Origin of the sequence: Nocardiopsis sinuspersici, from assembly GCF_001998325.1 — a bacterium.
In the GTDB taxonomy this organism is placed as follows: domain Bacteria; phylum Actinomycetota; class Actinomycetes; order Streptosporangiales; family Streptosporangiaceae; genus Nocardiopsis; species Nocardiopsis sinuspersici.
Window position 1 is genome coordinate 4,862,240 of record NZ_MCOK01000001.1, and the last position, 25,838, is coordinate 4,888,077.

A 25,838-nucleotide genomic window follows, 5' to 3' on the forward strand; every position below is an offset into this window, starting at 1 on the left:
TCGGGGTTCGTCAGTTACCGGTGAGCGAGGCGATCTGCTCGTTGCTGGCGGTCATCTGCTCCTCGGTCAGCGGGATGAAGCCGGCGGTCTCGGTGATCTCGGTGGAGTTCTCGATGTAGAAGTTCATGAAGGCCACCGACTCCTCGCGCTCCAGGGCGACGTCGCTGGCGTAGACGAAGAGGCCGCGGCCCAGCGGGGTGTAGGCGCCCGACTGGACGTTCTCCAGGGTCGGCTCGACGCAGCCCTCGCCGCTGTCGATCTGGAGCGGCTTGATCGAGTCGCCGGCCTCGGTGAAGTAGGAGTAGGGGATGTAGGCCATGGCGTTGACGTCGCCCTCGACGCCGACCACGGCGGCCTGGTCGTCCTCGCCGATGTCGGTGTAGTCGGTGCGGATGCGGCCCTCCTCACCGTTGATCGCCTCGGTGAAGTAGTCGAAGGTGCCGGAGTCCGTACCGGGGCCGTAGAGGGTGATCTCCGAGTCCGCGATGTCACCGCTCTCCAGGCCTTCGACGTCACCCCAGGTGGTGACGGAGGAGCCCTCGTCCCAGATCTGCTTGGCCTGGTCGACGGTCAGGCAGTCGACCGGGTTCTCGGGGTTGACGACGAGGGCCAGGGCGTCGTTGGCGACCTGGACGTCCTCGTAGGCGATGCCGTTCTCCTCGCAGAGTGCGACCTCCTCCTCCGAGATCTCGCGGGAGGCGTCGTTCATGTCGGTCTCGCCGTTGCAGAACCGCTCGAAGCCGCCGCCGGTGCCCGACATGGCGACCGAGACCTGGACTCCGGAGTTCTTCTGCATGAACAGTTCGGCGGCGACCTCGGAGAGCGGGCCCACGGTGCTGGAGCCGTCGATCTGGATCTGTCCGGACAGCTCGCTGCCTCCACCGGAGGCATCGGCGTCATCGCCGCCACCGCAGGCGGTGAGGATGAAAGGAAAAGCTCCGGCGACACCGGCGACCTGAAGCCACTTCTTAGAGATCACGTAGAAATCCTTGACTCTTGAACCTCAGCCGGCAGGGGGACCGCCGACCCGTTTCGGGAAGTCCCGGCGCGTTCGCCGGGCACACTCCCATGCAAGAGCCCTCGTCTGAGCAGCGAAGAGAGAAAAGGTGAACGAAAGATGAAGGCGACGACTCGATTCACTGTGTCGGCCGCGTGGCGCCACCGAAAGCACCGGCCCGGTGACCCTTGGTCCATGTCGAGTGGTCCGCTGGGTGCCGGACGCCGTGGCGCACTCCACACGGGCGGCGCCTACCGGTAGCCTTTCGCCGGATCCCGCCCCGCGAGCCCCTGGAGACGAAGATGCCCGACACCAACGAGTACGCGACGACCTTCGCGTTCGTCGACGCCGACAGCGACGGGCGCATCTCCGCCCAGGAGTACGCCGACCTGATGCACCGCCTGGGGGACAGCTGCACCGAGGACCAGGCCCTGGGGGCGATCAAGGCCATGGACGAGGACGGCGACGGGCTGATCACCCTGGACGAGTTCACGGCCTACATGTCCGACACCCGGAGCTGAGCCTCCGGTGGACTCGCCCTACGCCGCCGTCCCGCTCGCACGTGTCCGGGGCTCCTGGGCGCGTGCGCGGGCGCCCCGGGAGGCCCGGGCGCCCCGGCAGGCCCCGCACTGACGGTGGCGCCGCGCGTCCCCGGTCACGTCAGCGGTTCGCGTGCCAGGTAGAGGTTGTCGGGCACGCCCCGGGCGACCGGGACCTCGATGACCTCCACCGACGCGAACCGCCCGCGCAGCAGCTCCTCGAAGGAGGGCACCGCGTTGGCGCTCCAGAAGACCAGCGCCCCGCCGGGGGTGAGCAGTCGGGTGAGCCGCTCCAGCCCCGAGGCCTCGTAGAGGCGGTTGTTGTTCTCCACCACCGTCCAGTCGGGCCCGTTGTCGGTGTCCAGGCAGATCACGTCGTAGCGGACGGGCTTGTCGGCGGAGGCGGCCTCCTCCAGCCACGCGACGATGTCGGCGTTGACGACCCTGCATCGCGGGTCCTGGTGCACGTACTCGGCGGCCTCTCCCAGCTCGCCGTCGTGCCAGGCGATCACCTGGGGTTCGAGCTCCACCACGTCCACCCTCGACACCTTGGAGTGGTCCAGCGCCTCGCGGGCGGAGAAGCCCACACCCAGCCCGCCGATGAGCACGCGGGAACGGGAGCGGCCCGCGGGGAGCGCGGCGAGGCCGGCGCGCACCATCTCCCGCTCGGAGGTCCCGTCGCGGGTGTCCATGAGGAACAGGCCGTTGGAGTAGATCTCGTAGTGCGCGCCCGCCCGGCGCAGCACGAGGTCGCCACCGGTCTCCCCGGTCACCCTGGCCAGCGTGACCGTCTCCCCCTCGGGCTCGTGGAGGTCTTCCCCGTGCTCGTGGAGGTCGGTTCGGGCAACGTCTGGGGTTCGCTGGTTCATCCTCACATTGTGCCCGTGCCACGCTCCGCGGTGGTGCGAACACCGGCTTGACCTTCCCCTCGGGGGAAGGCCCAGAGTGGAACCATGCTTCCCATCGGCACGTTCAGCCAACTCACCGGCCTCTCGGCCAAGGCGCTGCGCCACTACCACTCCCAGGGCCTGCTGGTGCCGGCCCGGGTGGACGCGGACACGCAGTTCCGCTGGTACACCGTCGACCAGATCGGGCGCGCCGGACGGATCCTCGCCCTGCGCCGCGCCGGCCTGGACCTGCCCCGGATCCGCCGGCTGGTCGACGACCCCGGCCTCGCGCCGGAGGTCCTGCGCCGGCACGCCGAGGACCTCCGGCGGGAGCGGAGCGAGCAGGACCGTGCGCTGGCGGAGGCGTCCGCCGCCCTGGCGTGGGAGCCGGAGGTCGGGGTCCGCGCCAGGCGGGCGCGCACCGCGGTCACGGCGGTGACCGCCGAGTACGGCGAGGACTACGACACGGACCGCATGCGCGCCGACACCTCGGCGCTGGCGGACGTGCTCGGCGGTGTGGCCCACGAGCGCGGCTGGGACGTCGACGGCCGGTGGTGGAGGTCCCCGGAGCCGGTGGCGGGGAGCGGGGCGTCCCGGATGTGCGTGCGGGTGTGCGTACCGGTCGCGGCGGCGGGCGCACCGTCGCCGCCGCTTCCCGGGGGTGTCGGGCTCGTGGAGTACGGGGAGGGAACCGAGTCCTACCTGCTGGTGCCGGGCCCCGAGACCCTCGGCGGCCTCACCCTCGCGCTGTCCCACCTGTTCGGCCACCGGGTCGACGGGATGTTCGCCGACGTGGGAACACTGCGGCAGGTCGACTACGACAGTGGTGTGGAGTTCGCCGTCGGGCTGCGCCCCCTGGAGACGGACCGGTCCGTCCTGGACGGCTGACCGCGGGAACCGGCGCGCCGGTGCGCCGGCGCACCGGCCGGAGGCGGCGCGGGCCGGCGAGGACACGGAGGGGCCCCGCCCGCCGTGGTCCCGTACTCACGGACTCTCGGCGGTCGAACCGCGCCGTGGGCAAAGGACCGACGGGAGGCGGGGCCCACCCCTCACACGGGCAGCACCTGCGGCCGGTACGTCACAGGCGGCAGGCGTAGATGTCGGTGACCAGGATGGCGCGGGCGCCGAGCTGCCACAGGTCGTCCATGATGCGCTGGGCGTCCTTGCGCCGCACCATCGACCGGACCGCGACCCAGCCCTCGCGGTGCAGCGGGGAGACCGTCGGCCCCTCCATGCCCGGAGTGAGCGCGACCGCCGCCTCCAGGCGCTCGGCGTGCACGTCGTAGTCCATCATCACGTAGTCGCGGGCGACCAGGACGCCGCGCAGACGGCGCAGCATCGTCTCGATCTGGGGGTCCTCCCCCGCACCGGTGGGCCGGATGACGACCGCCTCGGAGACCAGGATCGGGTCGCCGAAGGTCTCCATGCCCGCCTGGCGCAGGGTGGTCCCGGTGGAGACCACGTCGGCGACGGCGTCGGCGACGCCGAGCTTGACGGAGCTCTCGACCGCGCCGTCCAGGTGGATGACGCGGGCGTCGACGCCCTGCTTGTCCAGGTAGGAGCGCAGGAGCCCGTCGAAGGACGTGGCGATCCGCTTGCCGTTGAGGTCGGACACCTTCATGTCCGCGCCGCCGGGGGCGGCGAAGCGGAAGGTGGACCCGCCGAAGCCCAGCGGGAGGACCTCGTCCACGGGAGCGCCGGAGTCGAGCAGCATGTCGCGTCCGGTGATCCCGGCCTGGAGGATGCCCTCACCGACGTAGACGGCGATGTCCTTGGGGCGCAGGAAGAAGAACTCGGTGTCGTTGTCGGGGTCGACCATGACCAGGTCGCGGCTGCTCTTGCGCTGGCGGTAGCCGGCCTCGCGCAGCATCTCCACGGCGGGTTCGGAGAGCTGGCCCTTGTTGGGCACGGCGATTCTCAGCATGTCGGGCATGTTCACGGCTTTCTGTGGCTGCGGTTACGGGGACGTCCGTCAGGGGCCGGTACGCGCGAAGGGTGCGCGCCGACCTACAGATGCTTGTAGACGTCCTCAAGGCGCAGCCCGCGCGCCAGCATCAGGACCTGGAGGTGGTAGAGGAGCTGGGAGATCTCTTCGGCCGCCTGTTCGTCCGACTCGTACTCGGCGGCCATCCAGACCTCGGCGGCCTCCTCGACGACCTTCTTGCCGATGGCATGGACACCGGCGTCGAGCTGGGCGACGGTCCCTGACCCCTCGGGGCGGGAGCGCGCCTTCTCGGACAGCTCGGCGAACAGCTCTTCGAAGGTCTTCATGGCGTCTTTCCTCGACCGGCAGATGCGCTACCAGCGTAGGCGGTCCGGCGTCCCGATGCCGCACCGGATCGAGGGTGTCTCAGCATGTGGTCGCGGAATAGGCCACATCCCGCCCGCGCCCGCACCGGGGCCCGGTGGAACCCCGCCTCACTGGACCCTGCGCGCGACGGCGCGCACGAGCGGCTTGGGCAGGAGGCGCAGGATGCCCGTGGCGGCCTTGTACTGGGCCCCGGGGACGATCCTGGGGCGTCCGGCGGCCCAGGCGGTGAGGGAATCGCGGACGACCCGCTCCTTGGGGACGAACGCGAACGCGGGCAGCCCGCTCTCCTGGACCCTGCGGGTCATGTCGGTGCGTACGAAGCCGGGCAGGACCGCGGTGACGCTCACGCCGTGCTCGGAGACCTCGGCGGCGACGCTCTCGCTCCACAGGCTGACGAACTTCTTGCCCGCCCCGTACACCGAGCCGCCGGGGTTGGCGGTGACCTCGCCCGCGACGGAGGAGACGTTGATGACGCCGACCCCGCCCCGGGTCCGCCCCTCCCTCTTGCGGGCGATCTGCACCGGCAGGACGGCGCGGGCCAACTGGACGACCGCGCGCACGTTGAGGTCGAGCATGGAGTCGATCTCGGCGGGGTCCTGCTCGGCGAAGGGACCGCCGTCGCCGCGTCCGGCGTTGTTGACGAGCAGGTCGACGGGTGCGTCGGCGCCGCTTCCGTCGGCCGACAGCCGCTTGGCGACCTGGGAGAGGCCCTCCTCGGTGCCGAGGTCGGCGGGCAGGGGCTGGGCGGCGGACCCGTAGCGGACGCGGAGCTCCGCGGCGAGGGCTTCGAGCTCCTCGACCCGGCGGGCCACGAGGATCAGGGAGTAACCGCGCTCGGCGAGCCTGCGTGCGAACTCCTCGCCGATCCCGCTGGAGGCTCCGGTGACCATCGCGGTCCGGGTGTGGTCGGGAGTCTCGGAGGTGCCGGCCGCTTCGCTCATATCCCCAGAATAGGACGTCGCGGGGCGGGTCCCCGGAGGTCCCGGTGCCGGAAGGGGGCCGGCCCGGGGTCGGGGGAACCCGGCCCGGTGCCGGAAGAGGTCTGGACCAGTGCTGGGGAACCCGGCCCGGTGCCGGAAGAGGTCTGGACCGGGGTCGGGGGAACCCGGCCCGGTGCCGGAAGAGGTCTGGACCAGTGCTGGGGAACCCGGCCCGGTGCCGGAAGAGGTCTGGACCGGCGCCGGGGGAACCCGGCCCGGTGCCGGAACGAACCCTGGTCCGACACGGGCGGAGGCCTGGCCGCGGCCGTCCCGGAGCGTCTTTTCCCGGTTCACCGGTCGTGCCGCCTCCCCTCGGACGGGGCCGAGGCGTTAGCGTTCGGGTATGTCCGAGACCCACAGTCCTACCGGACCCTTCTCCTCCCTGAGGTTGGACGAGCGCCTGCGTGACACCCGGCTGTTCTTCAGCCAGGCGCTACGAACCTTCCACGCCACCGGTTCCATCGTTCCCAGCAGCACCGCCCTGGCCCACGCGATGGCCGAGTACGTCCGACAACGACCCGAACCCGACCGGCCGCTGCGCATCCTGGAGGCGGGCGCGGGGACCGGCGCGATCAGCCGCGGGATCGCCGCGGCGATGCGCCCCGGGGACACCGCCGACCTCGTGGAGTCCAACCCCGAGTTCGCCGCCCACGTCGAGGACCTGCTGGAGACCGACCCGGTCATGTCCAAGGTCTCCGACAGCGTCGAGGTGCACGCCAAGCTCGTCAACGACATGGGCACCGACCGCTCCTACGACGTGATCGTGTCGGGCCTGCCGTTCGCGAACTTCGACGTCGACACCGTCCGGGAGATCCTCGACTACTACTTCGAGGTGCTCGAACCGGGCGGGACGATGTCCTTCTACGGCTACCTCTACACCAAGGAGGTCAAGGCGGTCATCGCCCGCCGCGAGGACTACCTGCGCCAGGCGCGTACGAGCTGGCTGGTGCAGGAGTGGATCGACCGGTACGGCATCGGCTCCGAGAAGGTGTTCGCCAACATCCCGCCCGCGTGGGTGCACCACCTCCGCAAGCCCGGGAAGACCTCCTGAGCGTGCGGACGCCCGACCGCCCGACCGTTCGGGCGCCCGGGCGTCCGACCGCCTGAGCCCTCCGGCCGTCCGGCCGACGGATCCCACAGCCACGGGGCCCGCCACTCCACGTGGCGGGCCCTCCGTTCGTCAGGGCCCGCCCGCCCACGGTGATCTTGCTCCTGGTGACACTGCGGAACGCCGACAGTGCCACCAGGAGCAAGATCATCAGCGAGGAGGCCCCTCACCTCGCACCCGCGGTGGTCCCGGGTCCCGTTTCCCGGCCGGCTCACCGGGACGTGCCCGGCCGGCGCCGCCGGTGTGCTTCACGGCACGTCCCCGAGGCCGGTCGGCGGTCCGCGGCCGTCTCCGGGGCCGGGCGCGGCCGATCCTCCATGACAGCGGGTGATCGCGGGCTCGCGCGAGCCGGGAGACACGGCTTTCCTGCCCTTTTGCGGCCGATTCGTGACCTGCATCACCGGAATCTGATGTCGCAGGTACGGGTGAGGCGGGGGTAGTCTCGCGTTGACTTCTTGTGGACCGGCTCTTTGCGTCTGGCACGACCCACTTTGCCCGCATATACGTAAAAAAGCTCCTGAGGGACTCTCCCCAACTATCCCCTGAAGTCCCGTCCCGCGCCACAAGCCCTGGGCTCACCTTTTCCCACACCCGTATCAGCGTGAACCGGCATCATGCGCGCGGAGTCCTACAGATCACCCATTTCCCCAGGTCATATGGACCGATGGAGGAGGCAACGTGACGCTCACCCAAGCGGTCGAGGCGGTTCCGGGATTCCCGGAGAGCACCGTCTCCACGGGCATGCCCGTGGACGTCCGGCAGCGTGTCTCCGCTCTGGCCAGAACCTCGCGACTACTCGTCGCCTGTGACTACGACGGCGCCCTCGCCCCGGTCGACCCGGCACACGGGCGACCGCTGCCCGAGGCCCTGCGAGCGCTGCGCGACCTGGCCGACCTGCCCGGCACCGTGTGCGCGGTCATCTCCTCCCGTCCTCTGCGGGACCTGGCCGCGCTCTCGCGCCTGCCCGCCGAGGTGCGCCTTGTCGGCGCGCACGGAACCGAGTTCGACACCGACCTGACCATCGGTCCCGGCGCCGCGGCCGGTCCCGACACCTCGCCCGCCGACAAGGCCGCCGCACTGGAGCTGCTCCGCGAGCAGGTCGGGGCCAACGCCACCCTCTACATCGGCGGCGGCGACGGCGAGGAGCCCGTCTTCATGCGGCTGAACGGCGCCGACGCCGGTGTGCGGGTCGGTGAGGAGCCCACCGTGGCCCCCCACCGCGTGCCCGACACCCCGAGCGCCGCGTCCCTGCTGTCCGTGCTGGCCACCGAGCGCCGCTCCTGGGTGTTCGGCGAGCGCCCGACCCCCATCGAGCGCATGTCGATGCTCTCCAACCAGAACTCGGTCGCCCTCGTCGGCCCGGACGCGCGCCTGCTCTGGTTCTGCCACCCCGAGCCCGACTCGGGCGCCCTGTTCGCCGAGGTCCTGGGCGGCCGGCAGGCAGGCGTGTTCGCCATCGCCCCCGCCCACGGCGGCCGGCCGCTGGGCCAGCGCTACCTGCCCGGCACCATGACCGTGCGCACCCGCTGGTCGCGCATGGACGTCACCGACTACCTCGCCCACGGCAACCCGCAGGGCCGCAGCGACCTCGTCCGGGTGATCAGCGGCGTCACCCCGGCGACCGTCGAGTTCGCGCCCCGCCCCGACTTCGGCCGCGCGCCCGTGCGCATCACCCGCCAGGAGAACGGCCTGCTCGTGGAGGGCGCCGACTTCCCGATGGCGCTGTACTCGCCCGGTGTGGACTGGGAGGTCGAGCACGACGGCGTCGCCGACGTCGCCCGCGCGGTCGTCCACCCGTCCTCGGACCACCCGGTGGTGCTGGAGCTGCGCTGCGGCACCGACTCCCTCGTGCGCGCGACGCTGCCCGAGTCCGAGCGCCAGCGGATGGCCGACGAGCACTGGTCGACCTGGCTCGACGGCCTCACCCTGCCCGACACCGCCCAGCAGCTCGCGGCGCGCAGCGCACTCACCCTGCGCGGGCTGTGTACCTCGACCGGCGGCGTGATGGCCGCCGCGACCACGTCGCTGCCCGAGGAGATCGGCGGCGTCCGCAACTGGGACTACCGGTACTGCTGGCTGCGCGACGGCGCCCTGACCGTGCAGTCGCTGGTCTCCCTGGGTTCCACGGCCGAGGCCGAGGAGTTCCTGGACTGGGTGCACCGGGTCGTGGAGTCGCTGCCCGGACCGGAGCTGCTGCGCCCGCTGTACTCGCTGCGGGGCACCAACCTGGGTCCGGAGGAGGTCGTGGAGTCGCTGTCGGGGTACGCGGGGTCGCGGCCGGTCCGGATCGGCAACCTGGCCGACCACCAGGTGCAGATGGACGTGTTCGGCCCCGTCGTGGAGCTGATCGCGAAGCTGTCGTCGGTGCGCGGCACGCTCGCCGACCGCGACTGGCACCTGGTGCGGTCGATGGCCGAGGCCGTCGCCCGGCGCTGGCACGAGCCCGACCACGGCATCTGGGAGGAGCGCGACGAGCCCCGTCAGCGCGTCTACTCCAAGGTGATGTGCTGGGTGACCCTGGACCGCGCCGTCGACCTGGCCGGGCGGTACGGCCGCGAGGTGGACCCGTCCTGGCCGGGGCTGCGCGACGACATCGCCGCCGAGGTGCTGGAGAAGGGCTGGAACGAGGAGGCGCAGGCCTTCACGACCGCCTACGACGGCACCGACCTGGACGCGGCGTCGCTGCACATCGGCCTGTCCGGGCTGATCGACCCGACCGACGAGCGCTTCCAGGCCACCGTGACGGCCGTGGAGGCGGAGCTGCGCAACGGCCCGACGGTCTACCGGTACCACCGCGACGACGGCCTGCCCGGTGGTGAGGGTGGTTTCCACCTGTGCACCACGTGGCTGATCGAGGCCTACCTGCTGACCGGGCGCCGCGCGGAGGCCGAGGAGCTGTTCAAGCACCTGGTGGACTGCGCCGGGCCGACCGGGCTCATCCCGGAGGAGTTCGATCCGGTGACCGAGCGGGCCCTGGGCAACCACCCGCAGGCGTACTCGCACCTGGGCCTGATCCGCTGCGCCCAGTTGCTCGACCGCTTCTAGGATCCGCTCCGGCTGACTCCGTCGAGGTTCCCGGGTTTCCCGATCGCCCCCCTGGACCGGGAAACCCGGGAACCTCGTCCGGCACACAGTTACTCCGCAACGACCCTTCCGATGGAAGGGATGGTCCCGGGAGGAGAGCCCGGGACCGGGTGGGAGCCGCGGTTCCTCGCGGGAACCGCTTCGACGCCAGGAGAACGCCGTAGTTGTTACCTGCCCGTGATCTTCTCTCCAAACCCTCTGAGCGCACACGAATCTCACGCATCAGAACACCGCAGCGCACAAAACCGCGCTCCCCGGGTTCGGCGGCATACGAAACCCCCACTTTTCGGGCCTGCTGGCGGATGAACCAGCGCGACCGTGGCCGACCGGGCCCGGGGGCGGCGAGCCCGGCCGATTCCGGCCGCTCCCGCCCCACGGACCCGGTCGCGCAGCCGAGCGGACTACGCCGACCGCCGCCTTCCGCCGATGCGCCAGCCGCTACTCGTCGGGCGAGGGCGAGGCGACCGGGCTCACCTGGTCGGCCACGATGAACCTCTGGTCGTCGAAGTCCTCGTAGACGCCCTCGTCCCCGAGCTCGTAGTCCTCGCTGTAGGTGGTGTAGTCGAAGTCCTCGACCGTGCCGGTCACCTCGACGACGTCGCCCTCACTGACGTTCGCCTGCTCCGCGGAGACCACGAGCAGCGGGTCGTTCTCCCAGTCGTCGGCTCCCTCCAGCCGGAACGACTGGCTGGACAGCACCTCCGTGACCTCGGAGGAGACCGTCACCGTGCTGCCCACGTCAGCGCCTTCGCCGCCGTCCTCCTGCACGTCCTCGACGTCGGTTCCCTGCTCGCCCCCGGCGGTGTCCTCCCCGCAGGCGCTGAGAGCCAGCACCGAGGAAGCGACCGCCGCGGCCGAGAGCGCGCGCATCCAGAACTTCAACTGGTCGATCGACATCTGTATCCCTCTCTCCTCTCTGACGCCTGTCCTTCAGACATTCCTGACGGCGACTACCCCTTACGAACCAGCGGCAACGAGGATTTAACAATGTGTTACATCGTGGTTCCGGAGCGCCTGGTCTGAGGGATTCCCGGACCGGACGGCCCCTCCCTCGCCAAGGCCTCCGGCCGGCCCCGGGGCCGGTGCGCGGCCCACAGCGGCGGTGTCGGCACCAGCGGCGCCGAGCGGGCCCTGCCGACACGCCCCACCGCTACTCGGTGCCGGGCGAAGGCGAGGCGACCTGGCTCACCTGGTCGGCCACGATGAACCGCTGCTCCTCGAAGTGCTCGTAGTCGCCCTCCTCCGCGAGCGAGTAGTCCTCGCTGTAGGTGGTGTACTCGAACTCCTCGACCGTGCCGGTCACCTCGACGACATCGCCCGCGGCGACGTCCGCCTGCCGCGCCGAGACCACGAGCAGCGGGTCGTTCTCCCAGTCGTCGGTTCCCTCCAGCCGGAACGACTGGTTGGACAGCACCTCCGTGACCTCGGAGGAGACCGTCACCGTGCTGCCCAGCTCGACGTTCTCGTCGTCCCCGTCCCCCTCCTCGTCGCCCTCGCCGTCCTCCTGCACGTCCTCGACGTCGGGGCCCTCCTCGCCCCCGGCGGTGCCCCCGTCCCCGCAGGCGCTGAGAGCCAGCACCGAGGAAGCGACCACCGCGGCCGGAACCGCGCCCAACCAGAGCTTCAACCGGTCGATCGACATCCGCATCCCTCTCTCCTCTCCGGTGTCCGTTCCCCGGACGTTCCTGTGGCGACTACCCCGCCCGCACCAACGGCAACTAGTGTTCAACGCTGTGTTACGCCATGCTTCCGGGGTGCTCGGCCCGAGGGACTCCCGAACCGGGCGCTCCCTTTGGACGCGCCACCGCCCCGGACGGGCCGGAGCGGAAGAACCTGGCCGGCCAGGTACGGGAAAAGATCGTGCGAAAGGATTCCGGGGGTCGCGGCGAGGAAACACCAGAGTTGGCCACCATCCGTAGCGATGGAGGCACCCTGTGTTTCATTCCTCCCGAAAGGAAACGCATGTCCGGTTTCTCTGGCCTGAAGCGCGTTCTCGCGACCGGTGCCGCGGCCGTCGTCCTCGGCACGGTCCTCACTCCCGTCCCGGCGTCCGCCCTGGTGCTGGACTGCGACACCTTCAGGCACAACAACGACCCCGACGTGGGAATCGCCTTCTGCGTCAACCGCACCGACCGCGCCATGAAGTTCCGGGCCGTCGTCGTCTGCGGCCGGGCTCCGGACGTGAACGGCCACTGGGTCACGCTGAGGCCGGGGAGGTCCGGCCAGTCCCAGGGCGAGTGCGCCTGGTTCAGCAGCGGTGTCGGCGCCATCGGCGTCGACGAGCGCACCGTCTGACGCGCGCCGGACTCCGCTGCTCCGCGCCGCCCGCACGCCGTCTCGGGGGCCGAGCGGGCACCACCGCACGGGGCCGCCGTCCCGGCCCCGTGCGAGGGCCCCGGCCCGCGAAGGAGCGGACCGGGGCCCGCCGGGGACCGGGCCCGCCGAGGACCAGGCCCGCCGGGGACCGGGGACGTCCCTGTCAGTTCGTCAGCTCGGCGCCGGCCCGGCGGCCACGGCTACACCGCCGCCCCGGGGATGGCGGCGACCAGGCCGCCGTCGATGACCAGGTCCTGTCCGTTGACGTAGGCCGCGTCATCTGAGGCGAGGAAGGCGACCGCGCCCGCGACGTCGTCGGCGGTACCGAGGCGGCCCGACACCACCCCGGCGACGACGGTGTCCTTCTGCCCGGCGGGGACGGCGGCGTGGAACATCGCGGTCTCGATGTAGCCGGGGCTCACGGAGTTGACCCGGATCCCCCTCGGCCCCAGTTCCGCCGCGAGGGTGTGCGCCAGGTTGTGCACGGCGGCCTTGGTCGCCGCGTAGAGGGTGGCGCCGGGCATGCCGCGGTGCAGCGTCCACGAAGCGTTGATCACGATCGCCGCGTGGTCGGACAGCAGCGGGACGGCCTTCTGGACGGTGAAGAACACCCCCTTGAAGTTGACGTCCACGAGGCGGTCGAACTCGGCCTCCGTGACGTCGCCGTTGGGCTGGAACGAGGCGACGCCCGCGTTGGCGAAGACCACGTCCAGCCGCCCGTACCGGCCCCGGATCCGGTCCGCCAGTGCGTCGAGGTCGTCGAGGCTCGCCGCGTCACCGCGGACCGCGAGGACGCGGTCCCCGCCGTCCAGGTCCTCGACCGCGGCGTCCAGCCGGTTCTTGTCGCGCCCGGTGATGACCACCCGCGCGCCCTCGGAGAGCAGCCTTCGCGCGGTGGCCAGCCCCATGCCGCTCGTACCGCCGGTGATGAGCGCGGTCCTGTCGTCGAATCGGGAAGTGTCGTGTGTCATGGGACTCAACGTTCCAGCCGGAGCGCGGCACCGACAGGGCTCGTTCGTCCGGGGAGTGACACCACCAGGTTCGGCGGCCGGTCAGGCCGGGGCGCCGGTCCTGACCCGCGTCAGCCGTTCGAGCCGGTCCCCGGTCCCGGTGCCGGGACGCGGGTTGTACAGCTCCAGGTGCCAGTCCGGGCGGTCGGCCACCGTCAGGGTCGTCTTGTCGAAGACCAGGTCACCGGCTTCGGGGTGGAGGACTGCCTTCACCGCCTGGACGTGGTCGCCCACGTCGTGGCGGGACCACAGGTCGGTGAACTCGGGGCTCACGGCGCTGAGGTCGTCGACCAGCCGGGCGAACTCCGGGTCGTCGGGGAAGTGCGCCGCGTCGGCGCGGAAGGAGGCGACGACGTCCGGCGCGACCGACGCCCAGTGGACGTGCATGTCGCGGTACCGGGCGTTGGTGAAGAACGTGACGAGGCAGTTGTGGTCGGTGTCGCCGTAGCCGAACACCGTCCGCGCCGCGTCGTTGACCGCGAGCAGGTTCCAGTGCCGGTCCCGCAGCATCGCGGGCCGCGGCGTCCACGCGTCGATCAGGTTCCGCAGCTCCGGGGTGACCGAGGTCTCCCGTGCCCCGCCGGCCCGTGGCGGGTTGAGACCGGCCAGCGCGTACAGGTGCGCGCGCTCGGGTCCGGTCAGGCGCAGCGCCCGGCTGATCGCGTCGAGCACCTCGCCCGAGACGTTGATGTCGCGTCCCTGTTCGAGCCAGGTGTACCAGGAGACGCCCACCCCGGCCAGCACGGCGACCTCCTCGCGCCGCAGGCCCGGTGTCCGGCGCCTGCCGCCTCCCTCGGCCATGCCGACGTCACGGGGTGTGAGCCGTGCCCGGCGGGTGCGCAGGAAGTCGCGGAGCTGCTCGCGGCGGTTCCGCGCCGCCGCGGGGGATTCGCTGGCCATGCGCCATGGTAACCACGGCCGCCTCGTTCCAGAGGGTCTCCGGTGACCGTGGGGGCGTGCCCACGGCCACCCCACCGGGCAGCGGGACCGCCGGAAGAGGTCAGTCGAAGAGGTCCTCGGGGCGGTCGACGGTGACGGCCTTGGGAACCCACGCCTCCAGGGTCTCCAGGTCGGTGCAGGACTCGATGCGTCGGCGGACCTGGTCGGAGACGGTGAGGCCGCGTGCGGTGAGGACCGCGACCACGCTATGGGCCACTCCCTCTTCGCGGCCCTCTTCGCGGCCGAGGCCAACGTACTTGCGGGCGAAGTCGCTCTGCCAGTTGTAGGTGTCCACGGACATCAAGCCCTCCAACTCCTTCCGGGCGGCCTCGTTGAGACCGGCCAGTACATAGTCATAGTAGAACGGACGGTGCTTCTCATGGGCTGGGCGCACCAACTCGCCAGCGCTCGGTCCGGACACAGCACGATCAGCACCGCCGGGCATTCCAGACGCCCGTGCAGAACCGACAAATAGGCGGGCCAGCTCAGGCGTTTGTCCTTGTCCCGGCCGTCCTGGCGCTCCACCGCGATGGCCAGGACCGCCTGGGTGCCATCGCGCAGCACCACAGCCTCGTCGCTGGTCCACTCCTTGGGCGTGCAGTTGCCCAGGTGGGACGAGGTGAAGGTCGTCTCGGTATGCGCGGGCAGCTCATAGCCCAGGACCTTCTTGAGCAGGAACGGAGCCAGGGCGGGCTGATTCTGGATGATCCGTAGTGGGACCTGGTGCTTCTGGCTGGGCATACGGGTCCTTGCCGATGGTGGAGGGAGGGGCCGTGGGAACCGGTCCCACGGCCCGGAGGAGCTCAGCGGACGGGGATCCCGAAGCCGACCTCCTCCCGGGGGACGGCGGCCGGGTCCAGGGCGAAGGAGGCCCACACCAGGACGCCCAGGCCCGACCGGACCGGCCAGGCGTAGTGGCCCCACCCGTCGGCGAGGCCGTCCACCAGCAACAGCCCGCGCTGGCCCTCGGCCCGGTCCCACTCGTCGCCGGTGCGCTCGACCGGGACGCGCGGGACCGAGCCGGTTCCGTGGTCGTTGTGCACGGTCAGCCTCAGGACGTGGCCCTCGTTCAGGACCAGGTGGCGGGTGACCTCGCCGCCGGGGCGGCCGTACTTGCAGGCGTTGGCGTGCAGCTCGTGCAGGCACAGCCGGGCGGTGTCCACCAGATCGGGGGCGAAGCCGGACAGGTCCCCGGCCAGGTCACGGCGGGCGGCTGACAGGTCGGCCAGGCCGCGCCCGTAGGAGCGGGGCTCCCAGTACAGGAGGCTCATGCGGGCACCGCCTGGCGCTGCCGGTCGAGCCAGGTGCGGGTGAGTCCGGCGAGTTCGTCCCACTCGGAGGGGCCGGAGAGCAGGTCACCGGCCGGGACGGGCGTGGCCGCCCACTCCCGGGCCAGCGCCCTGGCGCGGGCCTGGACCCGGGCGAACTCGCGTGCCACCTCGGCCTCGGCCGACACCGGTGCCGGTGCCGGTGCCGGTGCCGGCACCCGCGAAGGCTGGTGGCCACGCGGCCGGGGGACCTTGGCCTGGGGCTTTCGGCCACGCTCCCGCTCACGTTCGTGCCCCGGCGAAGCGTAGGGCCGGATCAGGGCCACGTCCTCGGCCGGGACGGTCTGGCCCGGAGGCGCCGGGCGGGGCGCGGAGGCGGACGCGGCCTCGGGCGCGGGGAGGGGCGCGGGAACGTAGCGGCGGACGCGGGTGGAGCGGCGGCGGCGACCGGCCACCGCGGAGTGGCGTCCGCGGGGGGAGGAGAGGAAGTCCATCAGCGGGCCGAGGGCACGGCTGAGGAGGGCAGCGCTAAACTGGCGCATGCTGGCAATCCTTCTGGCTTGAAGTGGTGAGTTTGCTGGCCACGGCCCCGAGCGGTTTACGACCGCTGCGGGGTCATTTTGTGGGTTCAGTTGTGTGTTCGGAAAACATGTTAGGGGGCGGGGGTGGGTGGTGGAGACGGTACCGGTAAGTAATGCCGGATATTTCAAAAAAGATCGTCGTCGCTGGCCAGAGCGATGACACCTAACCCGCACACCCGGGGTTATTGTTCTGCGTTTGCCCGAATTGATAGGGTTGCCGATTCTTTTCGGGCAACAGAAAACGGCTGGCCGGAAAAACGGCCAGCCGCTGCGTGTCAGTGGGTCCTAGGAACGCTGGAGCTCCACGCCCCGGAGGAAGGACGCCCAGGCGCCGGCGGAGTACGCCACATGGCCGAGACCGCGGTTCTGGGTGTCACGCACCAGCACTCGGTCGGTCGAAGCTGTTTTCGTCGCTCCGGAGTCACAGGTCTCGGTAGACCTCTCGCCGGTGGGCCACACTCAGTACGAGCACCACGAGCTGACCGTCGTGGATCGTGTAGATGATCCGGTAGTCGCCCGCCTTCACCCGCCAGGCGCCAGTGTCGCCTTTGAGTGGGATGCTCCCGGGCGGGCGTGGGTCGGCCGCCAGTTCCTGGACCTTGCGGGCGATGCGGAGCCGGATGGGCTTGTCGAGTTCGCCGAGTTGCTTGAGCGCCTGGTCGGCGAAGGACACGGTATAGAGGTCGCTCACCGGCCCAGCTCTTCTTCGTCCAGACCGATCTGGCGCATCGCCTCGTCGAAGGGCACCGTCGTGGAACGGCCAGCTTTGATGTCGGCCAAGCGCTCGGCGGCGATGCGGGCATCGCGCTCGTCCAGCAGTTCTTCGTAGTGGTCGACCATGTCGGCCGGAACGATTGCGGCAGCTCGCTGATGACGGCGGCCACGGGTGACGAAAGTGACCTCACCGCCGTAGTGGGCGCGGTTGATGCGCTCGGAGAAGTGGTCGCGGGCCTCGGTCACGGACAGCTCATGGGGTTCGGCTGCTTCGGCGTACTCGGTGCTCATGCCCTCTATCATGCCCCAACAGCGCGCCAACCTGGCGTGGTTGGCTTACTTTTTTGCCTTCCCACATGGGTCTGACGGATCTCGTGGGGATGGACGCTGACGAACGAGCGAGACCGTTCGACGTGTGACCACGAGATCGATCCCGGAACACGTGCGGTCGCGCGGGTCCGCTGACTCCGAGCGAAGAAGCCCCCGCAACGATTGATCCGTTGCGGGGACTGAGTGGGGAGGCCCGGCCGCAGCGGGTTCCCAGCGGTCGGGCGCGGTCCTACACCTGCTTCAGGAGGACTGGGTCTAGAGATGCTGGAGCTTCACGCCCCGGAGGAAGGACGCCCAGGCGCCGGCGGAGTACGCCACATGGCCGAGACCGCGGTTCTGGGTGTCACGCACCAGCGTGCTCTCCCCCTCCGCCACCTCGACACAGCTTCCCTGCCCCGAGCTGTAGCTGCTCTTGTGCCACAGGGGTCCGTCGTGACCGTGTCTATCCATCAATGCTCTTCCTGACCTTCCTGAGCAGTTCCACGCTGGCCTCCATCGACAGCGCCTCGGCCTGGAGGAAGCCGAAGGTGGTCATGCACCTCTGCACCACTTCCTGATCCTCCATCAGCACCTCACCGGCCGCGTATTCAGCGGATGCCAGCGGCGGATTGTCGGGGAAAGTGTAGATCCGGAATGGGCCCGCCGTCCCGTGATGGTGTCGAACGTCCGAGGGCACGACCTGAAACCGGATCTTGCCCCGCTGCACGAGGTCGAGTACGCAGTCCAACTGCGCCGCCTGGGTGCGTTCGTCACCGATGACGCGGCTCAGGACGAACTCCTCCACCACCATAGACACCAGCGGCGAGTGTCCCTTCTCCAGGATGTCCTGACGCGCCATCCGGGCGTCGACCATCTGGTCCACCTCGTCGTCCGAGGCCCACGGCAGGGCGTCCCGAATGGTGGCCTTGGCGTACTCGGCGGTCTGGATCAGGCCGGGAACGAGCTGGCACTGGTACTCCCGCAGCTCGGAAACCCGCTGTTCAATTTCGGGGACCTGTTCGTACCAGATTGGCAGCGAATCAGGCGTATTGGCCTTTTCATAAGCGCGTTCGAACCACCCGTTGGCGTTGAGTGCCTGGTCGAGTCGGCGGGCCTGGGCATGGGTCATCCCGCGCTTGCCGTTCTCCCAGGCCGATATCTGGGCGGGAACGACTCTGGCGTACGGCGCCAGCCCCGCCTGCGTCATCTGGGCCCTCCGGCGGAGCACCCTCAACTCGGTTCCCAACCTGCGCCATTTCGGCTTGCCGCGTCGTTCCACTCGTCCACCCGCTCAACCGGAGGAAAACCAGTTCGCCCACTCTCCTACAGGCAAACAACCGGCAACAACCAATTCACCAGTTGCTCACCAACCTGGTTGCTTTCCTGGAGTTCGACCCCCGGAGCGTCCATGGTGTTGTCCATGGACACGCGACGACCGGACGGCAACCGCTCTCGGAGGCGTCCGTGCTGCTCAGAGCGCGTCCGAGGCCAGCGAGGCGCTCTCCTCCCGCGAGGACGGGCGATCCGGGAAAGAGGGGTTCGGGTGGGATCAGTGATCCGTATGCAGCAGCGCAAAGATATCCCGGAGGGGAGTTCGCCGGAGGAGAACCAGGCCACCAGGTTGCCCCGCCGCACGACCGACCCCCGCGACCGCGCGGCGATCCTGGTGGAACCGGCCCCCGCAGACCCGGGCCACTCCCTGACCCTCGCCGGGGTTCCCGGGCAGGCCGCCGTGCTCCGGCGCCGGATCGCCTCGGCCGCCTCGCTCCCGCCCCGGTCGGCCGAGCTGGTCCAGGAACTCGTCAGCGAACTTTTCAACAATGCGGTCACACACTCGCGCAGCGGGTGCAAGGATGGCGAAGTGGCCGTCACGCTGCACCGTCTACGGGGGCGGGTACAGGTGAGGGTCACCGACCAGGGGCCGCACACTCCCGGGGCGGCCACGCCGCACCTGCGGCCCCTGGACGCCTCTTCCGAGGGCGGCAGGGGGCTGCGGCTGGTGGCGGCGCAGGCCAGCAGGTGGGGGACACTGCACGAGGACGGCCGAACGACGGTGTGGTTCGAGCTGGACCGGCGGCCCGCCCGCGGTCGCGGCTCCCTTCCCGGCTCCGCCGTCGGTGGGTGAGGCGGCGATGGGCTGGGACTACGCGGACGACCACGAGCGGTATCAGGCCGCACGCAGGCTCAGCAGCCGCCGCGGACGGCTCTGGATGGTGATGTGGGCTCCGGCGCTGCGCGCCTACGTCGGTTTCTACCTGGGCCCGGAGGCGGTGCCGTGGCAGAGCGCACCCACCTCCGAGGGCCTGTCGGAGCGGCTGGAACAGGTGGAGCGGGAACTGGCCGCGGCTTCCGCCACCCGTGCTCCCGAGGGCTTCTGGAGCTGTCCGAACCCGGGATGCCTGTGGTCCTCGATCAACCCCATGCCCCATCCGTGCCCGGTCCGGGTGCCTCCCGCGCGCGACCCGGCCGAGTCCGTCGGCGGCCACGGCCGCTCGCTCAGTTGACGGCGGCGCCGAACCACCTGGGCAGGTGATCGAGCAGGTCCCCCTGCTCCTCACCGGCCCACGCCACGTGGCCGTCCGGCCGCAGCAGCACGGCGGGCGCGTCCAGTTCCCCGCTGACGTCGACGACGTGGTCGACCCGGTCCGCCCAGCCCTCCACCGAGAGCCGGCCGGTCTGGTCGAGCAGCAGCCCGCGGCCGCCGTGCGTCAGTTCGTAGAGGCGGCCGCCCCGCTTCAGGCCGACGTCGCGCATCCGCCCGCCGAGCAGCTCGTGCCCCTCGCCGAAGTCGTAGCGGACGTCGACCGCGGTGATGAGCCCGGTCACGTACCGGTTCACCTCCTCGAAGTCCATCAGCTTCGAGAACAGCTCCCGCAGCGCGGTCGGACCCGGCTCGGACCCCAGCAGCGTGATCTGCGCGCGGGTGTTGTCCAGCACGCGGGCGCCCACCGGGTGCCGTTCCGTGTGGTAGCTGTCCAGCAGCCCCTCCGGCGCCCAGCCGTCGACCGCCGCGGCCAGCTTCCACCCGAGGTTGAACGCGTCCTGCACGCCGAGGTTGAGCCCCTGCCCGCCGGTCGGCGGGTGGGTGTGCGCCGCGTCGCCCGCCAGCAGCACCCGGCCGACCCGGTAGTGCTCGGCCTGCCGGGTGGCGTCGCCGAACCGGGACAGCCAGCGCGGCGAGTGCACGCCGAAGTCGGTGCCCGCGAAGGCCCGCAACCGCTGCTTGAACTCGTCGAGGGCCGGCTCGGCCGTGCGGTCCTCGGCCACCCCCTCGGCGGGCACGACGACGCGGTACAGCCCCTCGTCCCCGGAGGGGGCGAGACCGAACCGCAACTGGGTCTTGCGGACCTCCTCGACGACGGCGGCGATCGTCTCCGGGTCCTCGGTCACCTCCATCTCGCCCAGCAGCGTCTCGACCGTGGAGGGCTCGCCGGGGAAACCGACCCCGAGCCGCTTGCGCACCACGCTGCGTCCGCCGTCGCACCCGACGAGGTAGCGCGAGCGCAACCGCGTGCCGTCCGCCAGCTCGACGGTCACCCCGTCCCCGTCCTGGCTCAGCCCGACCACCTCGCGGCCGCGCCGGATCTCGGTGCCGAGTTCGAGGGCGCGCTCGTTGAGCAGCTTCTCGGTGACCGGCTGCGGGGTGGCGACGCCGTACGGGTGGGCCGTGTCCAACCGCTCCGGCCACGGCTTGACGATGCCGCCGAAGAAGCCGCCGACCTGGAACTTCTCACTGACCGCGAGGAACCGGTCCAGCAGGCCGCGCTGGTCCATCACCTCGACGCTGCGCGCGTGCAGTCCCTGCCCGCGGGACTGCTCGGTCGGCTCGGCCAGCCTCTCCAGCACGACCACGCGCACGTCGTGCAGCCGCAGCTCGCAGGCCAGCATCAGGCCGGTCGGCCCGCCGCCGGCGATGATCACGTCGATCATGGGATTCCCCGTTCACAAAGGCTGAGTTCGGGCCAGCCGCTCCCCGCGGCCGGCCGCGCGCACCCGCCCGCGCCTTCGCGCCGAACGCCCGCGGCCGCACCACGAGTCCCACGGATGGTCCGCCGTCCCCGTGCGCACCGCACGTCGACGGCGGCACCCGCGGTCCGCGGTTCACACGTCAGTGGTTCCTGGCTGTGATCGACGATTCTGCGGCACGACCCGGGTCTTGCCGCAAGCCCCGGGGTGCGCTATAAGTTAAGAGTGGCGGGGAGTATTTTTACCCCCGCCATCCACGTGTACGGCCCGCCTCCCCGCGAAGCGGCGCCGCGCACGGCAGCGCGGACCGCACCAGTCCCGCGGACGGCGCGGAGCGCACGGCGGGACACCGGCTCCGAGCCCCCGTGGACCGCGCCCGCCTCCCCGGACTCCTCACGGGCGTCCCGGCGGATGAGCGCGCATCCGGGTTCCCGGTGCCTGGGCGGCCGTGACCCGCGGACGGCCACGAGCGGCACCAGGCCGCGTGTGGAGCCCGCCCGAGGGCCCGGCGCCGAACCTCAGCGGAAGCTCGGACCCTCCTCCAGGATCTCCCGCACGTCGGGCCACTCGGCCTTGAGCACCGAGTAGTACACCGCGTCCCGGCGGTGCCCGTCGGGCATGGGGTTGTAGCCGCGCAGCACGCCCTCCTCCGTGGCGCCGATGGCGCGCAGGCCCCGGCGGGCGCGCTCGTTGAGCACGTCGGTCTTGAACTCGACCCGTTCGACGCCCATCTCCTCGAAGGCGTGCCGCATCAGCAGGTACTTCGACCAGTGGTTGATCCCGCGCCCGCGGAACTCGCGTCCCAGCCAGGAGCTGCCGATCTCCAGGCGCAGGTCCTCCTCGGCCATGTTGCTGTAGCTCGTGCTGCCCGCGACGCGCCCACTCGCCTTGTCCGTGATGGTGAACGTCGTGCGTTTCCCGCCGTCACTGGCGGCCAGGTAGGAGTAGAAGAACCGGACGAAGCTCGCCTCGTCCTCCACACGGGTGACGAAGTGCGTCCAGATGTCGGGGTCCATGGCCTGTTCCCGCCACCCCTCGCGGTCCGTCTCCACCAGTGGGGTGAGCATCACGTGCTCGGTCTCCAACTGGACTCGCGACTGCTCGGACCACGACATGGGCACTCCTCCGGTATACGTCGTTATGTCCGTTGTGGATTGTAGTGTCGAGCAACGAACCGGTAGGCAGGTGGGGCACCTCACATGATCCGACCAGTCCGGCCTGTCCCGGCCCGCCGCCGGTCGGAGCCGGTCGGAGCCGGTCGAAGCCGGTCGAAGCCGGTCGGAGAAGCGCACCGGAGCGGAGCTCGCGGGGGCGTCCCGTCCCGGTCGGGCGCCGCGGTCCGTCCTGTCGGACCCGGTCGGTAGTGTTCCCCCACTGACCGGTAGCCCTGGAGGAACCGAGCGATGGCCGCCACCGACACCGTCCTCTCACGGCGTGCGCTGAACCGCGCCACCCTCGCACGCCAGTTCCTCCTCCGGCGGGTGGACCGGCCGGTCACCGAGGTCGTCGACCACCTGGTCGGCCTCCAGGCGCAGACCACGCACACCTGGTACGTCGGCCTCCAGAGCCGGATCGAGGACCTCGACCCCCACACGGTCGGGGGCCTGCTCACCGACGGCGAGCTCGTCCGTCTCCCGCTGATGCGCTCCACCCTCCACCTGGTCACGCCGCAGGACTGCCGCCGTCTGCGCTCCACGGTCCAGGACGCCATCGCCGGGGACCTCGCGCGCAGCAGCCACGGGAAGGCCACCGCGGGAGTCGACCTGGACGCCGTCGTGGACGCCGGCCGCGCCCTCCTGGAGAAGGCGCCGCTCACCCCCTCCGAGCTGGGCGCCCGCCTGGCCGAGCGGTGGACGGACACGCCCGCGAACGACCTCGCGTACGTGGTCCGCTGCCTGCTCCCGGCCGTCCAGGTGCCCCCGCGCGGGGTGTGGGGCGCCTCCGGGGCGCCCGCGCTCGCGCCCGCCGACGTCTGGACCGGGCTGCCCATGGACGCCGAGCCGGACCCGGACACGCTCGTGCTCCGCTACCTGGCCGCGTTCGGCCCCGCCACCGTGAGGGACGTGCAGGCGTGGTCGGGGCTGACCCGGCTGCGCGGGGTGGTGGACCGCCTGCGCGAGAGGCTCGTGGTCCTGCGCGGTGAGGACGGCGCCGAACTGTTCGACCTCCCCGGCGCCCCGCGCCCGGGGCCGGACGTTCGTGCGCCCGTGCGCTTCCTCTACGACTTCGACAACCTGCTGCGCGGCCACGCCGACCGTAGCCGGGTCGTCTCCGCCGAGAACCTGAGGCGGCTCACCTCGCGCAACGGGATGCCGCCCGCCACGGTGCTCGTCGACGGCGAGGTGCGCGGCGCGTGGAAGGTGGTCCGGGAGAGGGGGAGGGCCGCGCTGGAGGTGACCCCCTTCGCGCCGTTCGGGAGCGCCGGCCGCGAGGAGGCGGAGTCGGAGGGCCTGGGGCTGCTGGGGTTCCTGGTGCCCGACCACGAGGGGCACGAGGTCCGGTTCGCCCGGCCCGCCTGACCCCTGGGGCCGCGCCGCTTCCCCCGGTCGTCCGAGGCCCGTCTCAGATCGGCTCGGACCGACTCACGGGCCGGCTCACGGGTCGGCTCGCGCACTCCCGGGTCCACCTTCACGGGAGCCGCCCCGGACCGCCCCCGCCCGCCGCTCTCGAAGCGCCTCGTGCCCCTCGGCCGGCGTCCCGGGCCGTTCTCACCCGGGCCCTCTCACCCGGATCGTCCCGGGACGTCTCAGGCCGCGCCCCGGAATGCCCCCGGCCGTCCCCGTCGGGCTTTCACGGACCGGCCCGGGTCGCGCCCACCCACTGAAACAAGCCCGGTTTATACCCTTTTTTCCGGTGTCCACCATGGAGGCATGTAGCCAGACCTCGGACACTACGTGTGGGTATGGAAGGATTCACGAGTGACCGAAGAGTTCCGCGCCGCGTTCCAACGTGTGCTCGACACCGCAGCCAACCAGGCACCCGACTTTCCGGCGGCCGTGCACGACGTGTTCCGGCTGTCCTCCCAGGTGCCCGTGGAAGAACTCGCCACCGCCCTGGAGGCGCTGGCGCCGGTTCTGAGCGACACCGAACCCCTCGCGGGAATCGCGGCCGATCTCGCCGTCCTCGCCGGCGCCCTGGTGGAGTCCGGGGCGCCCGCAGGGCAGGTGGGGCTGGAGGTGCTGCGCCAGCTCGGCAGCTACGGCCAGGCCGCGGCGGCGTTCATGCACGCGTGGGACAAGACGGGCGGCGGACCGCCGCCCTCGCCCAACGACGTGTCCGAAGCCGACGAGCAGCGGGTCGAGGAGGTCCTCGGGGACAACGCTCCCCTGGCCACAGCGGGCTGGTGGACGTCGCTGCGCTACGGGCTGGCCGCCAAGGCCATGCTGGGCGACCCCGGAATGCGCGCCGCCGTGCGCGCCGACTCCAGCGCGCTGGAGGGGCTCACCCAGATCGTGCACGCCCTCTCCACGCAGCTCAGCGAGTTCGTCGAGCTGAACGAACTGCTGCGGATGGCGGAGGCGGACACCCTCCTGGTGATGGAACGGGCCTCGTGGCGGGGGTTCCGTGTGCGCTTCGACGGGATCGGCGACAACTTCCAGTTGCACACGCTGCTCGCGGACGCGCTGATCGGCAAGGAGGGCCGGATGGTGCCGGGCACCCGGCCCGACCCCCGGTGGACCGCCGCGTGCCTGGACGCCCCCGCCGACCCGCTGGCCGACGTGGTGCGCGGCGAGTGGGACCTGGTCGGCGGCGACGGCACGTGGGTGGGCAACGAGGCCTACCCCGGGGACATCCCGGTGGTGGACGGCGAGCGCGTGCTGGTGCTGGAGCCGCAGTCGCTGACCCACTCCTGGCGCGCCGGCCGCAGGCACCCGCACATCACGGGGTCGCTGGAGGTCGTGGAGGAGCTGAGCCACGGGGAGGTGGCCGCCTGGTGGTCGCGGATCCACCCGGCCGGTGCGGTGCGGCACCCGATGGCGCCGCCGATCGAGCACGACGAGACCGGAACCCACCGGGCGCCCCGCCACTTCGGGGTGGCCGCACACTTCGCCGAGGTGGACTCGGGGCCGATGTCGGCGGCGTTCAAGGCCCTGGACGCGGAATCCGAGGAGGACCCCCTGGCCGAGGCCGGCGCCGCTCCGGAGTGGCCGCCGGTCCATCCGCCCTCGCCGGAGCACCGGGACGAGCCTGTGGCGACGCACGAGGCACCCGAGCAGTGGGGAACGGGAACACCGCTGGGCTACCGGGACGACCCCGCCACGGCGGAGGAAGGGCCTGGACCGAGCCCGTGGGGAACACCGCTGGGTCACCAGGACCAGTCCGCCGCCCTGGAGGAGGAGCCCGGCCCGAGCCCGTGGGGCATGCCGCCGGTCCATCCGCCCTCGCCGGAGCACCGGGACGAGCCTGTGGCGACGCACGAGGCACCCGAGCAGTGGGGAACGGGAACACCGCTGGGCTACCGGGACGACTTCGCCGCGGCGGAGGAGCCCGGGCTGAGCCCGTGGAGGTCCCCGGAGGCACCCGAACCACATCCGTGGGCCGAGCCGTCGGCCCCTCCCCCCGAGCCCGTGGAGGCCCCGGAGGCGAGGCACGAGGCGAGGCACTCCACGAGACCGGTGGGGGACGCGGAGCCGGGGCACCGGGCACGGCACTCCGCGAAACCGCCGGAGGACGTCGACGACCGGCGTCCCGGCGCGCACCTGCTGCCGCCCATGCCCCCGGGCGTCTCGGACAGTTGGTCGTGGGCGCCCGGCTGGAAACGGCCCGCACAGCCCGACTCCGAGCACTGACCGAAACCCCGCCCTCCACATGACATGTGTCATGCCGCC

The 25,838-nt window shown here is 71.4% G+C and carries 29 protein-coding genes; 9 read left to right on the forward strand and 20 right to left on the reverse strand.

What is annotated here, in order from left to right:
* Positions 1 to 10: 10 nt before the first annotated feature.
* Complete coding sequence (locus tag NOSIN_RS21035; RefSeq protein WP_077692404.1) at positions 11 to 979, reverse strand: PstS family phosphate ABC transporter substrate-binding protein; 969 nt, start codon at positions 977 to 979, stop codon at positions 11 to 13.
* 320 nt (positions 980 to 1,299) lie between these two features.
* On the opposite strand from NOSIN_RS21035, the gene NOSIN_RS21040 reads away from it, so the two are divergent.
* Positions 1,300 to 1,518 carry an EF-hand domain-containing protein gene (locus NOSIN_RS21040; RefSeq protein ID WP_077692405.1) on the forward strand — a complete coding sequence of 73 codons (219 nt, stop codon included), beginning with the start codon at positions 1,300 to 1,302 and terminating at the stop codon, positions 1,516 to 1,518.
* 134 nt (positions 1,519 to 1,652) lie between these two features.
* Here NOSIN_RS21040 and NOSIN_RS21045 read toward each other — a convergent pair whose 3' ends face one another.
* Positions 1,653 to 2,405 carry a spermine/spermidine synthase domain-containing protein gene (locus tag NOSIN_RS21045; protein ID WP_077692406.1) on the reverse strand — a complete coding sequence of 251 codons (753 nt, stop codon included), beginning with the start codon at positions 2,403 to 2,405 and terminating at the stop codon, positions 1,653 to 1,655.
* Between the two features lie 84 nt (positions 2,406 to 2,489).
* On the opposite strand from NOSIN_RS21045, the gene NOSIN_RS21050 reads away from it, so the two are divergent.
* Positions 2,490 to 3,311 carry a MerR family transcriptional regulator gene (locus tag NOSIN_RS21050; RefSeq protein ID WP_077692407.1) on the forward strand — a complete coding sequence of 274 codons (822 nt, stop codon included), beginning with the start codon at positions 2,490 to 2,492 and terminating at the stop codon, positions 3,309 to 3,311.
* A 190-nt stretch (positions 3,312 to 3,501) separates the two neighbouring features.
* On the opposite strand, the gene hisG is transcribed toward NOSIN_RS21050, so the two are convergent.
* The 3 genes from hisG to NOSIN_RS21065 all read right to left on the reverse strand — a co-directional run bounded on the left by hisG (position 3,502) and on the right by NOSIN_RS21065 (position 5,675).
* The gene (hisG, locus tag NOSIN_RS21055; protein WP_077693693.1) at positions 3,502 to 4,356 is read right to left on the reverse strand and encodes an ATP phosphoribosyltransferase; all 855 of its coding nucleotides are present in this window, start codon (positions 4,354 to 4,356) and stop codon (positions 3,502 to 3,504) included.
* A 74-nt stretch (positions 4,357 to 4,430) separates the two neighbouring features.
* Positions 4,431 to 4,694 (reverse strand): phosphoribosyl-ATP diphosphatase, encoded by a 264-nt coding sequence (locus NOSIN_RS21060; RefSeq protein ID WP_014913038.1) that lies wholly within the window; start codon positions 4,692 to 4,694, stop codon positions 4,431 to 4,433.
* Positions 4,695 to 4,841: 147 nt separating this feature from the next.
* A complete protein-coding gene (locus NOSIN_RS21065; protein WP_077692408.1) occupies positions 4,842 to 5,675 on the reverse strand; it encodes an SDR family NAD(P)-dependent oxidoreductase in 834 nt (277 codons plus the stop codon).
* A gap of 382 nt (positions 5,676 to 6,057) precedes the next feature.
* Here NOSIN_RS21065 and NOSIN_RS21070 point away from each other — a divergent pair, with 382 nt between their 5' ends.
* Together NOSIN_RS21070 and NOSIN_RS21075 are read left to right on the forward strand one after the other, a co-directional pair.
* A complete protein-coding gene (locus NOSIN_RS21070; RefSeq protein WP_077692409.1) occupies positions 6,058 to 6,765 on the forward strand; it encodes a class I SAM-dependent methyltransferase in 708 nt (235 codons plus the stop codon).
* Between the two features lie 735 nt (positions 6,766 to 7,500).
* Positions 7,501 to 9,867: a trehalase-like domain-containing protein gene (locus NOSIN_RS21075; protein WP_077692410.1), complete on the forward strand. Its 2,367-nt coding sequence runs from the start codon at positions 7,501 to 7,503 to the stop codon at positions 9,865 to 9,867.
* A gap of 477 nt (positions 9,868 to 10,344) precedes the next feature.
* On the opposite strand, the gene NOSIN_RS21080 is transcribed toward NOSIN_RS21075, so the two are convergent.
* Both NOSIN_RS21080 and NOSIN_RS27330 read right to left on the reverse strand, forming a co-directional pair.
* Positions 10,345 to 10,803, reverse strand: coding sequence for a hypothetical protein (locus NOSIN_RS21080; RefSeq protein WP_077692411.1), 459 nt, complete (start codon positions 10,801 to 10,803; stop codon positions 10,345 to 10,347).
* 253 nt (positions 10,804 to 11,056) lie between these two features.
* Positions 11,057 to 11,554, reverse strand: a complete 498-nt coding sequence (locus NOSIN_RS27330) for a hypothetical protein (RefSeq protein WP_077692412.1) — start codon at positions 11,552 to 11,554, stop codon at positions 11,057 to 11,059.
* Between the two features lie 314 nt (positions 11,555 to 11,868).
* Here NOSIN_RS27330 and NOSIN_RS21090 point away from each other — a divergent pair, with 314 nt between their 5' ends.
* On the forward strand, positions 11,869 to 12,201 hold the full coding sequence (locus tag NOSIN_RS21090) for a hypothetical protein (RefSeq protein WP_077692413.1): 333 nt from the start codon (positions 11,869 to 11,871) through the stop codon (positions 12,199 to 12,201).
* Between the two features lie 221 nt (positions 12,202 to 12,422).
* On the opposite strand, the gene NOSIN_RS21095 is transcribed toward NOSIN_RS21090, so the two are convergent.
* The 11 genes from NOSIN_RS21095 to NOSIN_RS21140 form a co-directional block, all read right to left on the reverse strand.
* A complete protein-coding gene (locus NOSIN_RS21095) occupies positions 12,423 to 13,193 on the reverse strand; it encodes a glucose 1-dehydrogenase (RefSeq protein WP_077692414.1) in 771 nt (256 codons plus the stop codon).
* An 81-nt stretch (positions 13,194 to 13,274) separates the two neighbouring features.
* Entirely contained in the window at positions 13,275 to 14,132 is an 858-nt protein-coding gene (locus NOSIN_RS21100) for a helix-turn-helix transcriptional regulator (RefSeq protein ID WP_077692415.1), read from the reverse strand.
* Positions 14,133 to 14,232: 100 nt separating this feature from the next.
* On the reverse strand, positions 14,233 to 14,472 hold the full coding sequence (locus NOSIN_RS28130) for a hypothetical protein (RefSeq protein ID WP_309232767.1): 240 nt from the start codon (positions 14,470 to 14,472) through the stop codon (positions 14,233 to 14,235).
* Complete coding sequence (locus NOSIN_RS28135) at positions 14,472 to 14,912, reverse strand: hypothetical protein (protein ID WP_309232766.1); 441 nt, start codon at positions 14,910 to 14,912, stop codon at positions 14,472 to 14,474. Before NOSIN_RS28135 ends, NOSIN_RS28130 begins: the two co-directional genes overlap by 1 nt.
* A 62-nt stretch (positions 14,913 to 14,974) precedes the next feature.
* Entirely contained in the window at positions 14,975 to 15,442 is a 468-nt protein-coding gene (locus tag NOSIN_RS21110; protein WP_077692416.1) for an ATP-binding protein, read from the reverse strand.
* Positions 15,439 to 15,981 carry a hypothetical protein gene (locus tag NOSIN_RS21115; RefSeq protein ID WP_077692417.1) on the reverse strand — a complete coding sequence of 181 codons (543 nt, stop codon included), beginning with the start codon at positions 15,979 to 15,981 and terminating at the stop codon, positions 15,439 to 15,441. The genes NOSIN_RS21110 and NOSIN_RS21115 overlap by 4 nt, the downstream gene beginning before the upstream one ends.
* Before the next feature lie 324 nt (positions 15,982 to 16,305).
* Entirely contained in the window at positions 16,306 to 16,479 is a 174-nt protein-coding gene (locus NOSIN_RS28050) for a DUF397 domain-containing protein (RefSeq protein WP_077692418.1), read from the reverse strand.
* Positions 16,442 to 16,711, reverse strand: a complete 270-nt coding sequence (locus tag NOSIN_RS21125; protein WP_077692419.1) for a type II toxin-antitoxin system RelE family toxin — start codon at positions 16,709 to 16,711, stop codon at positions 16,442 to 16,444. The genes NOSIN_RS28050 and NOSIN_RS21125 overlap by 38 nt, the downstream gene beginning before the upstream one ends.
* On the reverse strand, positions 16,708 to 17,025 hold the full coding sequence (locus NOSIN_RS21130; protein WP_227014959.1) for a type II toxin-antitoxin system prevent-host-death family antitoxin: 318 nt from the start codon (positions 17,023 to 17,025) through the stop codon (positions 16,708 to 16,710). The genes NOSIN_RS21125 and NOSIN_RS21130 overlap by 4 nt, the downstream gene beginning before the upstream one ends.
* 294 nt (positions 17,026 to 17,319) lie before the next feature.
* Positions 17,320 to 17,514, reverse strand: a complete 195-nt coding sequence (locus NOSIN_RS21135; protein ID WP_077692421.1) for a DUF397 domain-containing protein — start codon at positions 17,512 to 17,514, stop codon at positions 17,320 to 17,322.
* A complete protein-coding gene (locus tag NOSIN_RS21140; RefSeq protein WP_170293672.1) occupies positions 17,507 to 18,322 on the reverse strand; it encodes a helix-turn-helix domain-containing protein in 816 nt (271 codons plus the stop codon). The genes NOSIN_RS21135 and NOSIN_RS21140 overlap by 8 nt, the downstream gene beginning before the upstream one ends.
* A 264-nt stretch (positions 18,323 to 18,586) precedes the next feature.
* On the opposite strand from NOSIN_RS21140, the gene NOSIN_RS21145 reads away from it, so the two are divergent.
* Positions 18,587 to 19,168, forward strand: coding sequence for an ATP-binding protein (locus tag NOSIN_RS21145; protein WP_236743409.1), 582 nt, complete (start codon positions 18,587 to 18,589; stop codon positions 19,166 to 19,168).
* Positions 19,169 to 19,175: 7 nt separating this feature from the next.
* A complete protein-coding gene (locus NOSIN_RS21150) occupies positions 19,176 to 19,547 on the forward strand; it encodes a hypothetical protein (protein WP_077692424.1) in 372 nt (123 codons plus the stop codon).
* On the opposite strand, the gene rox is transcribed toward NOSIN_RS21150, so the two are convergent.
* Positions 19,540 to 20,973, reverse strand: a complete 1,434-nt coding sequence (rox, locus tag NOSIN_RS21155) for a rifampin monooxygenase (RefSeq protein WP_077692425.1) — start codon at positions 20,971 to 20,973, stop codon at positions 19,540 to 19,542. The two genes, NOSIN_RS21150 and rox, sit on opposite strands and share 8 nt — an antisense overlap.
* Positions 20,974 to 21,527: 554 nt before the next feature.
* The gene (locus tag NOSIN_RS21160; RefSeq protein ID WP_077692426.1) at positions 21,528 to 22,124 is read right to left on the reverse strand and encodes a GNAT family N-acetyltransferase; all 597 of its coding nucleotides are present in this window, start codon (positions 22,122 to 22,124) and stop codon (positions 21,528 to 21,530) included.
* A 288-nt stretch (positions 22,125 to 22,412) separates the two neighbouring features.
* Here NOSIN_RS21160 and NOSIN_RS21165 point away from each other — a divergent pair, with 288 nt between their 5' ends.
* Together NOSIN_RS21165 and NOSIN_RS21170 are read left to right on the forward strand one after the other, a co-directional pair.
* Positions 22,413 to 23,528, forward strand: coding sequence for a winged helix DNA-binding domain-containing protein (locus NOSIN_RS21165; protein ID WP_077692427.1), 1,116 nt, complete (start codon positions 22,413 to 22,415; stop codon positions 23,526 to 23,528).
* Positions 23,529 to 23,927: 399 nt separating this feature from the next.
* Positions 23,928 to 25,799 carry a hypothetical protein gene (locus tag NOSIN_RS21170; protein WP_077692428.1) on the forward strand — a complete coding sequence of 624 codons (1,872 nt, stop codon included), beginning with the start codon at positions 23,928 to 23,930 and terminating at the stop codon, positions 25,797 to 25,799.
* Positions 25,800 to 25,838: the final 39 nt, after the last annotated feature.

What these genes read in the sequence shown, in the direction of transcription:
- NOSIN_RS21040 (WP_077692405.1), top strand. Translation starts at nt 1,300, where the DNA reads ATGCCCGACACCAACGAGTACGCGACGACCTTCGCGTTCGTCGACGCC.
- NOSIN_RS21045 (WP_077692406.1), bottom strand. Translation starts at nt 2,405, where the DNA reads ATGAACCAGCGAACCCCAGACGTTGCCCGAACCGACCTCCACGAGCAC.
- NOSIN_RS21050 (WP_077692407.1), top strand. Translation starts at nt 2,490, where the DNA reads ATGCTTCCCATCGGCACGTTCAGCCAACTCACCGGCCTCTCGGCCAAG.
- hisG (WP_077693693.1), bottom strand. Translation starts at nt 4,356, where the DNA reads ATGCCCGACATGCTGAGAATCGCCGTGCCCAACAAGGGCCAGCTCTCC.
- NOSIN_RS21060 (WP_014913038.1), bottom strand. Translation starts at nt 4,694, where the DNA reads ATGAAGACCTTCGAAGAGCTGTTCGCCGAGCTGTCCGAGAAGGCGCGC.
- NOSIN_RS21065 (WP_077692408.1), bottom strand. Translation starts at nt 5,675, where the DNA reads ATGAGCGAAGCGGCCGGCACCTCCGAGACTCCCGACCACACCCGGACC.
- NOSIN_RS21070 (WP_077692409.1), top strand. Translation starts at nt 6,058, where the DNA reads ATGTCCGAGACCCACAGTCCTACCGGACCCTTCTCCTCCCTGAGGTTG.
- NOSIN_RS21080 (WP_077692411.1), bottom strand. Translation starts at nt 10,803, where the DNA reads ATGTCGATCGACCAGTTGAAGTTCTGGATGCGCGCGCTCTCGGCCGCG.
- NOSIN_RS27330 (WP_077692412.1), bottom strand. Translation starts at nt 11,554, where the DNA reads ATGCGGATGTCGATCGACCGGTTGAAGCTCTGGTTGGGCGCGGTTCCG.
- NOSIN_RS21090 (WP_077692413.1), top strand. Translation starts at nt 11,869, where the DNA reads ATGTCCGGTTTCTCTGGCCTGAAGCGCGTTCTCGCGACCGGTGCCGCG.
- NOSIN_RS21095 (WP_077692414.1), bottom strand. Translation starts at nt 13,193, where the DNA reads ATGACACACGACACTTCCCGATTCGACGACAGGACCGCGCTCATCACC.
- NOSIN_RS21100 (WP_077692415.1), bottom strand. Translation starts at nt 14,132, where the DNA reads ATGGCCAGCGAATCCCCCGCGGCGGCGCGGAACCGCCGCGAGCAGCTC.
- NOSIN_RS28130 (WP_309232767.1), bottom strand. Translation starts at nt 14,472, where the DNA reads ATGTCCGTGGACACCTACAACTGGCAGAGCGACTTCGCCCGCAAGTAC.
- NOSIN_RS28135 (WP_309232766.1), bottom strand. Translation starts at nt 14,912, where the DNA reads ATGCCCAGCCAGAAGCACCAGGTCCCACTACGGATCATCCAGAATCAG.
- NOSIN_RS21110 (WP_077692416.1), bottom strand. Translation starts at nt 15,442, where the DNA reads ATGAGCCTCCTGTACTGGGAGCCCCGCTCCTACGGGCGCGGCCTGGCC.
- NOSIN_RS21115 (WP_077692417.1), bottom strand. Translation starts at nt 15,981, where the DNA reads ATGCGCCAGTTTAGCGCTGCCCTCCTCAGCCGTGCCCTCGGCCCGCTG.
- NOSIN_RS21130 (WP_227014959.1), bottom strand. Translation starts at nt 17,025, where the DNA reads ATGAGCACCGAGTACGCCGAAGCAGCCGAACCCCATGAGCTGTCCGTG.
- NOSIN_RS21135 (WP_077692421.1), bottom strand. Translation starts at nt 17,514, where the DNA reads ATGGATAGACACGGTCACGACGGACCCCTGTGGCACAAGAGCAGCTAC.
- NOSIN_RS21150 (WP_077692424.1), top strand. Translation starts at nt 19,176, where the DNA reads ATGGGCTGGGACTACGCGGACGACCACGAGCGGTATCAGGCCGCACGC.
- rox (WP_077692425.1), bottom strand. Translation starts at nt 20,973, where the DNA reads ATGATCGACGTGATCATCGCCGGCGGCGGGCCGACCGGCCTGATGCTG.
- NOSIN_RS21160 (WP_077692426.1), bottom strand. Translation starts at nt 22,124, where the DNA reads ATGTCGTGGTCCGAGCAGTCGCGAGTCCAGTTGGAGACCGAGCACGTG.
- NOSIN_RS21165 (WP_077692427.1), top strand. Translation starts at nt 22,413, where the DNA reads ATGGCCGCCACCGACACCGTCCTCTCACGGCGTGCGCTGAACCGCGCC.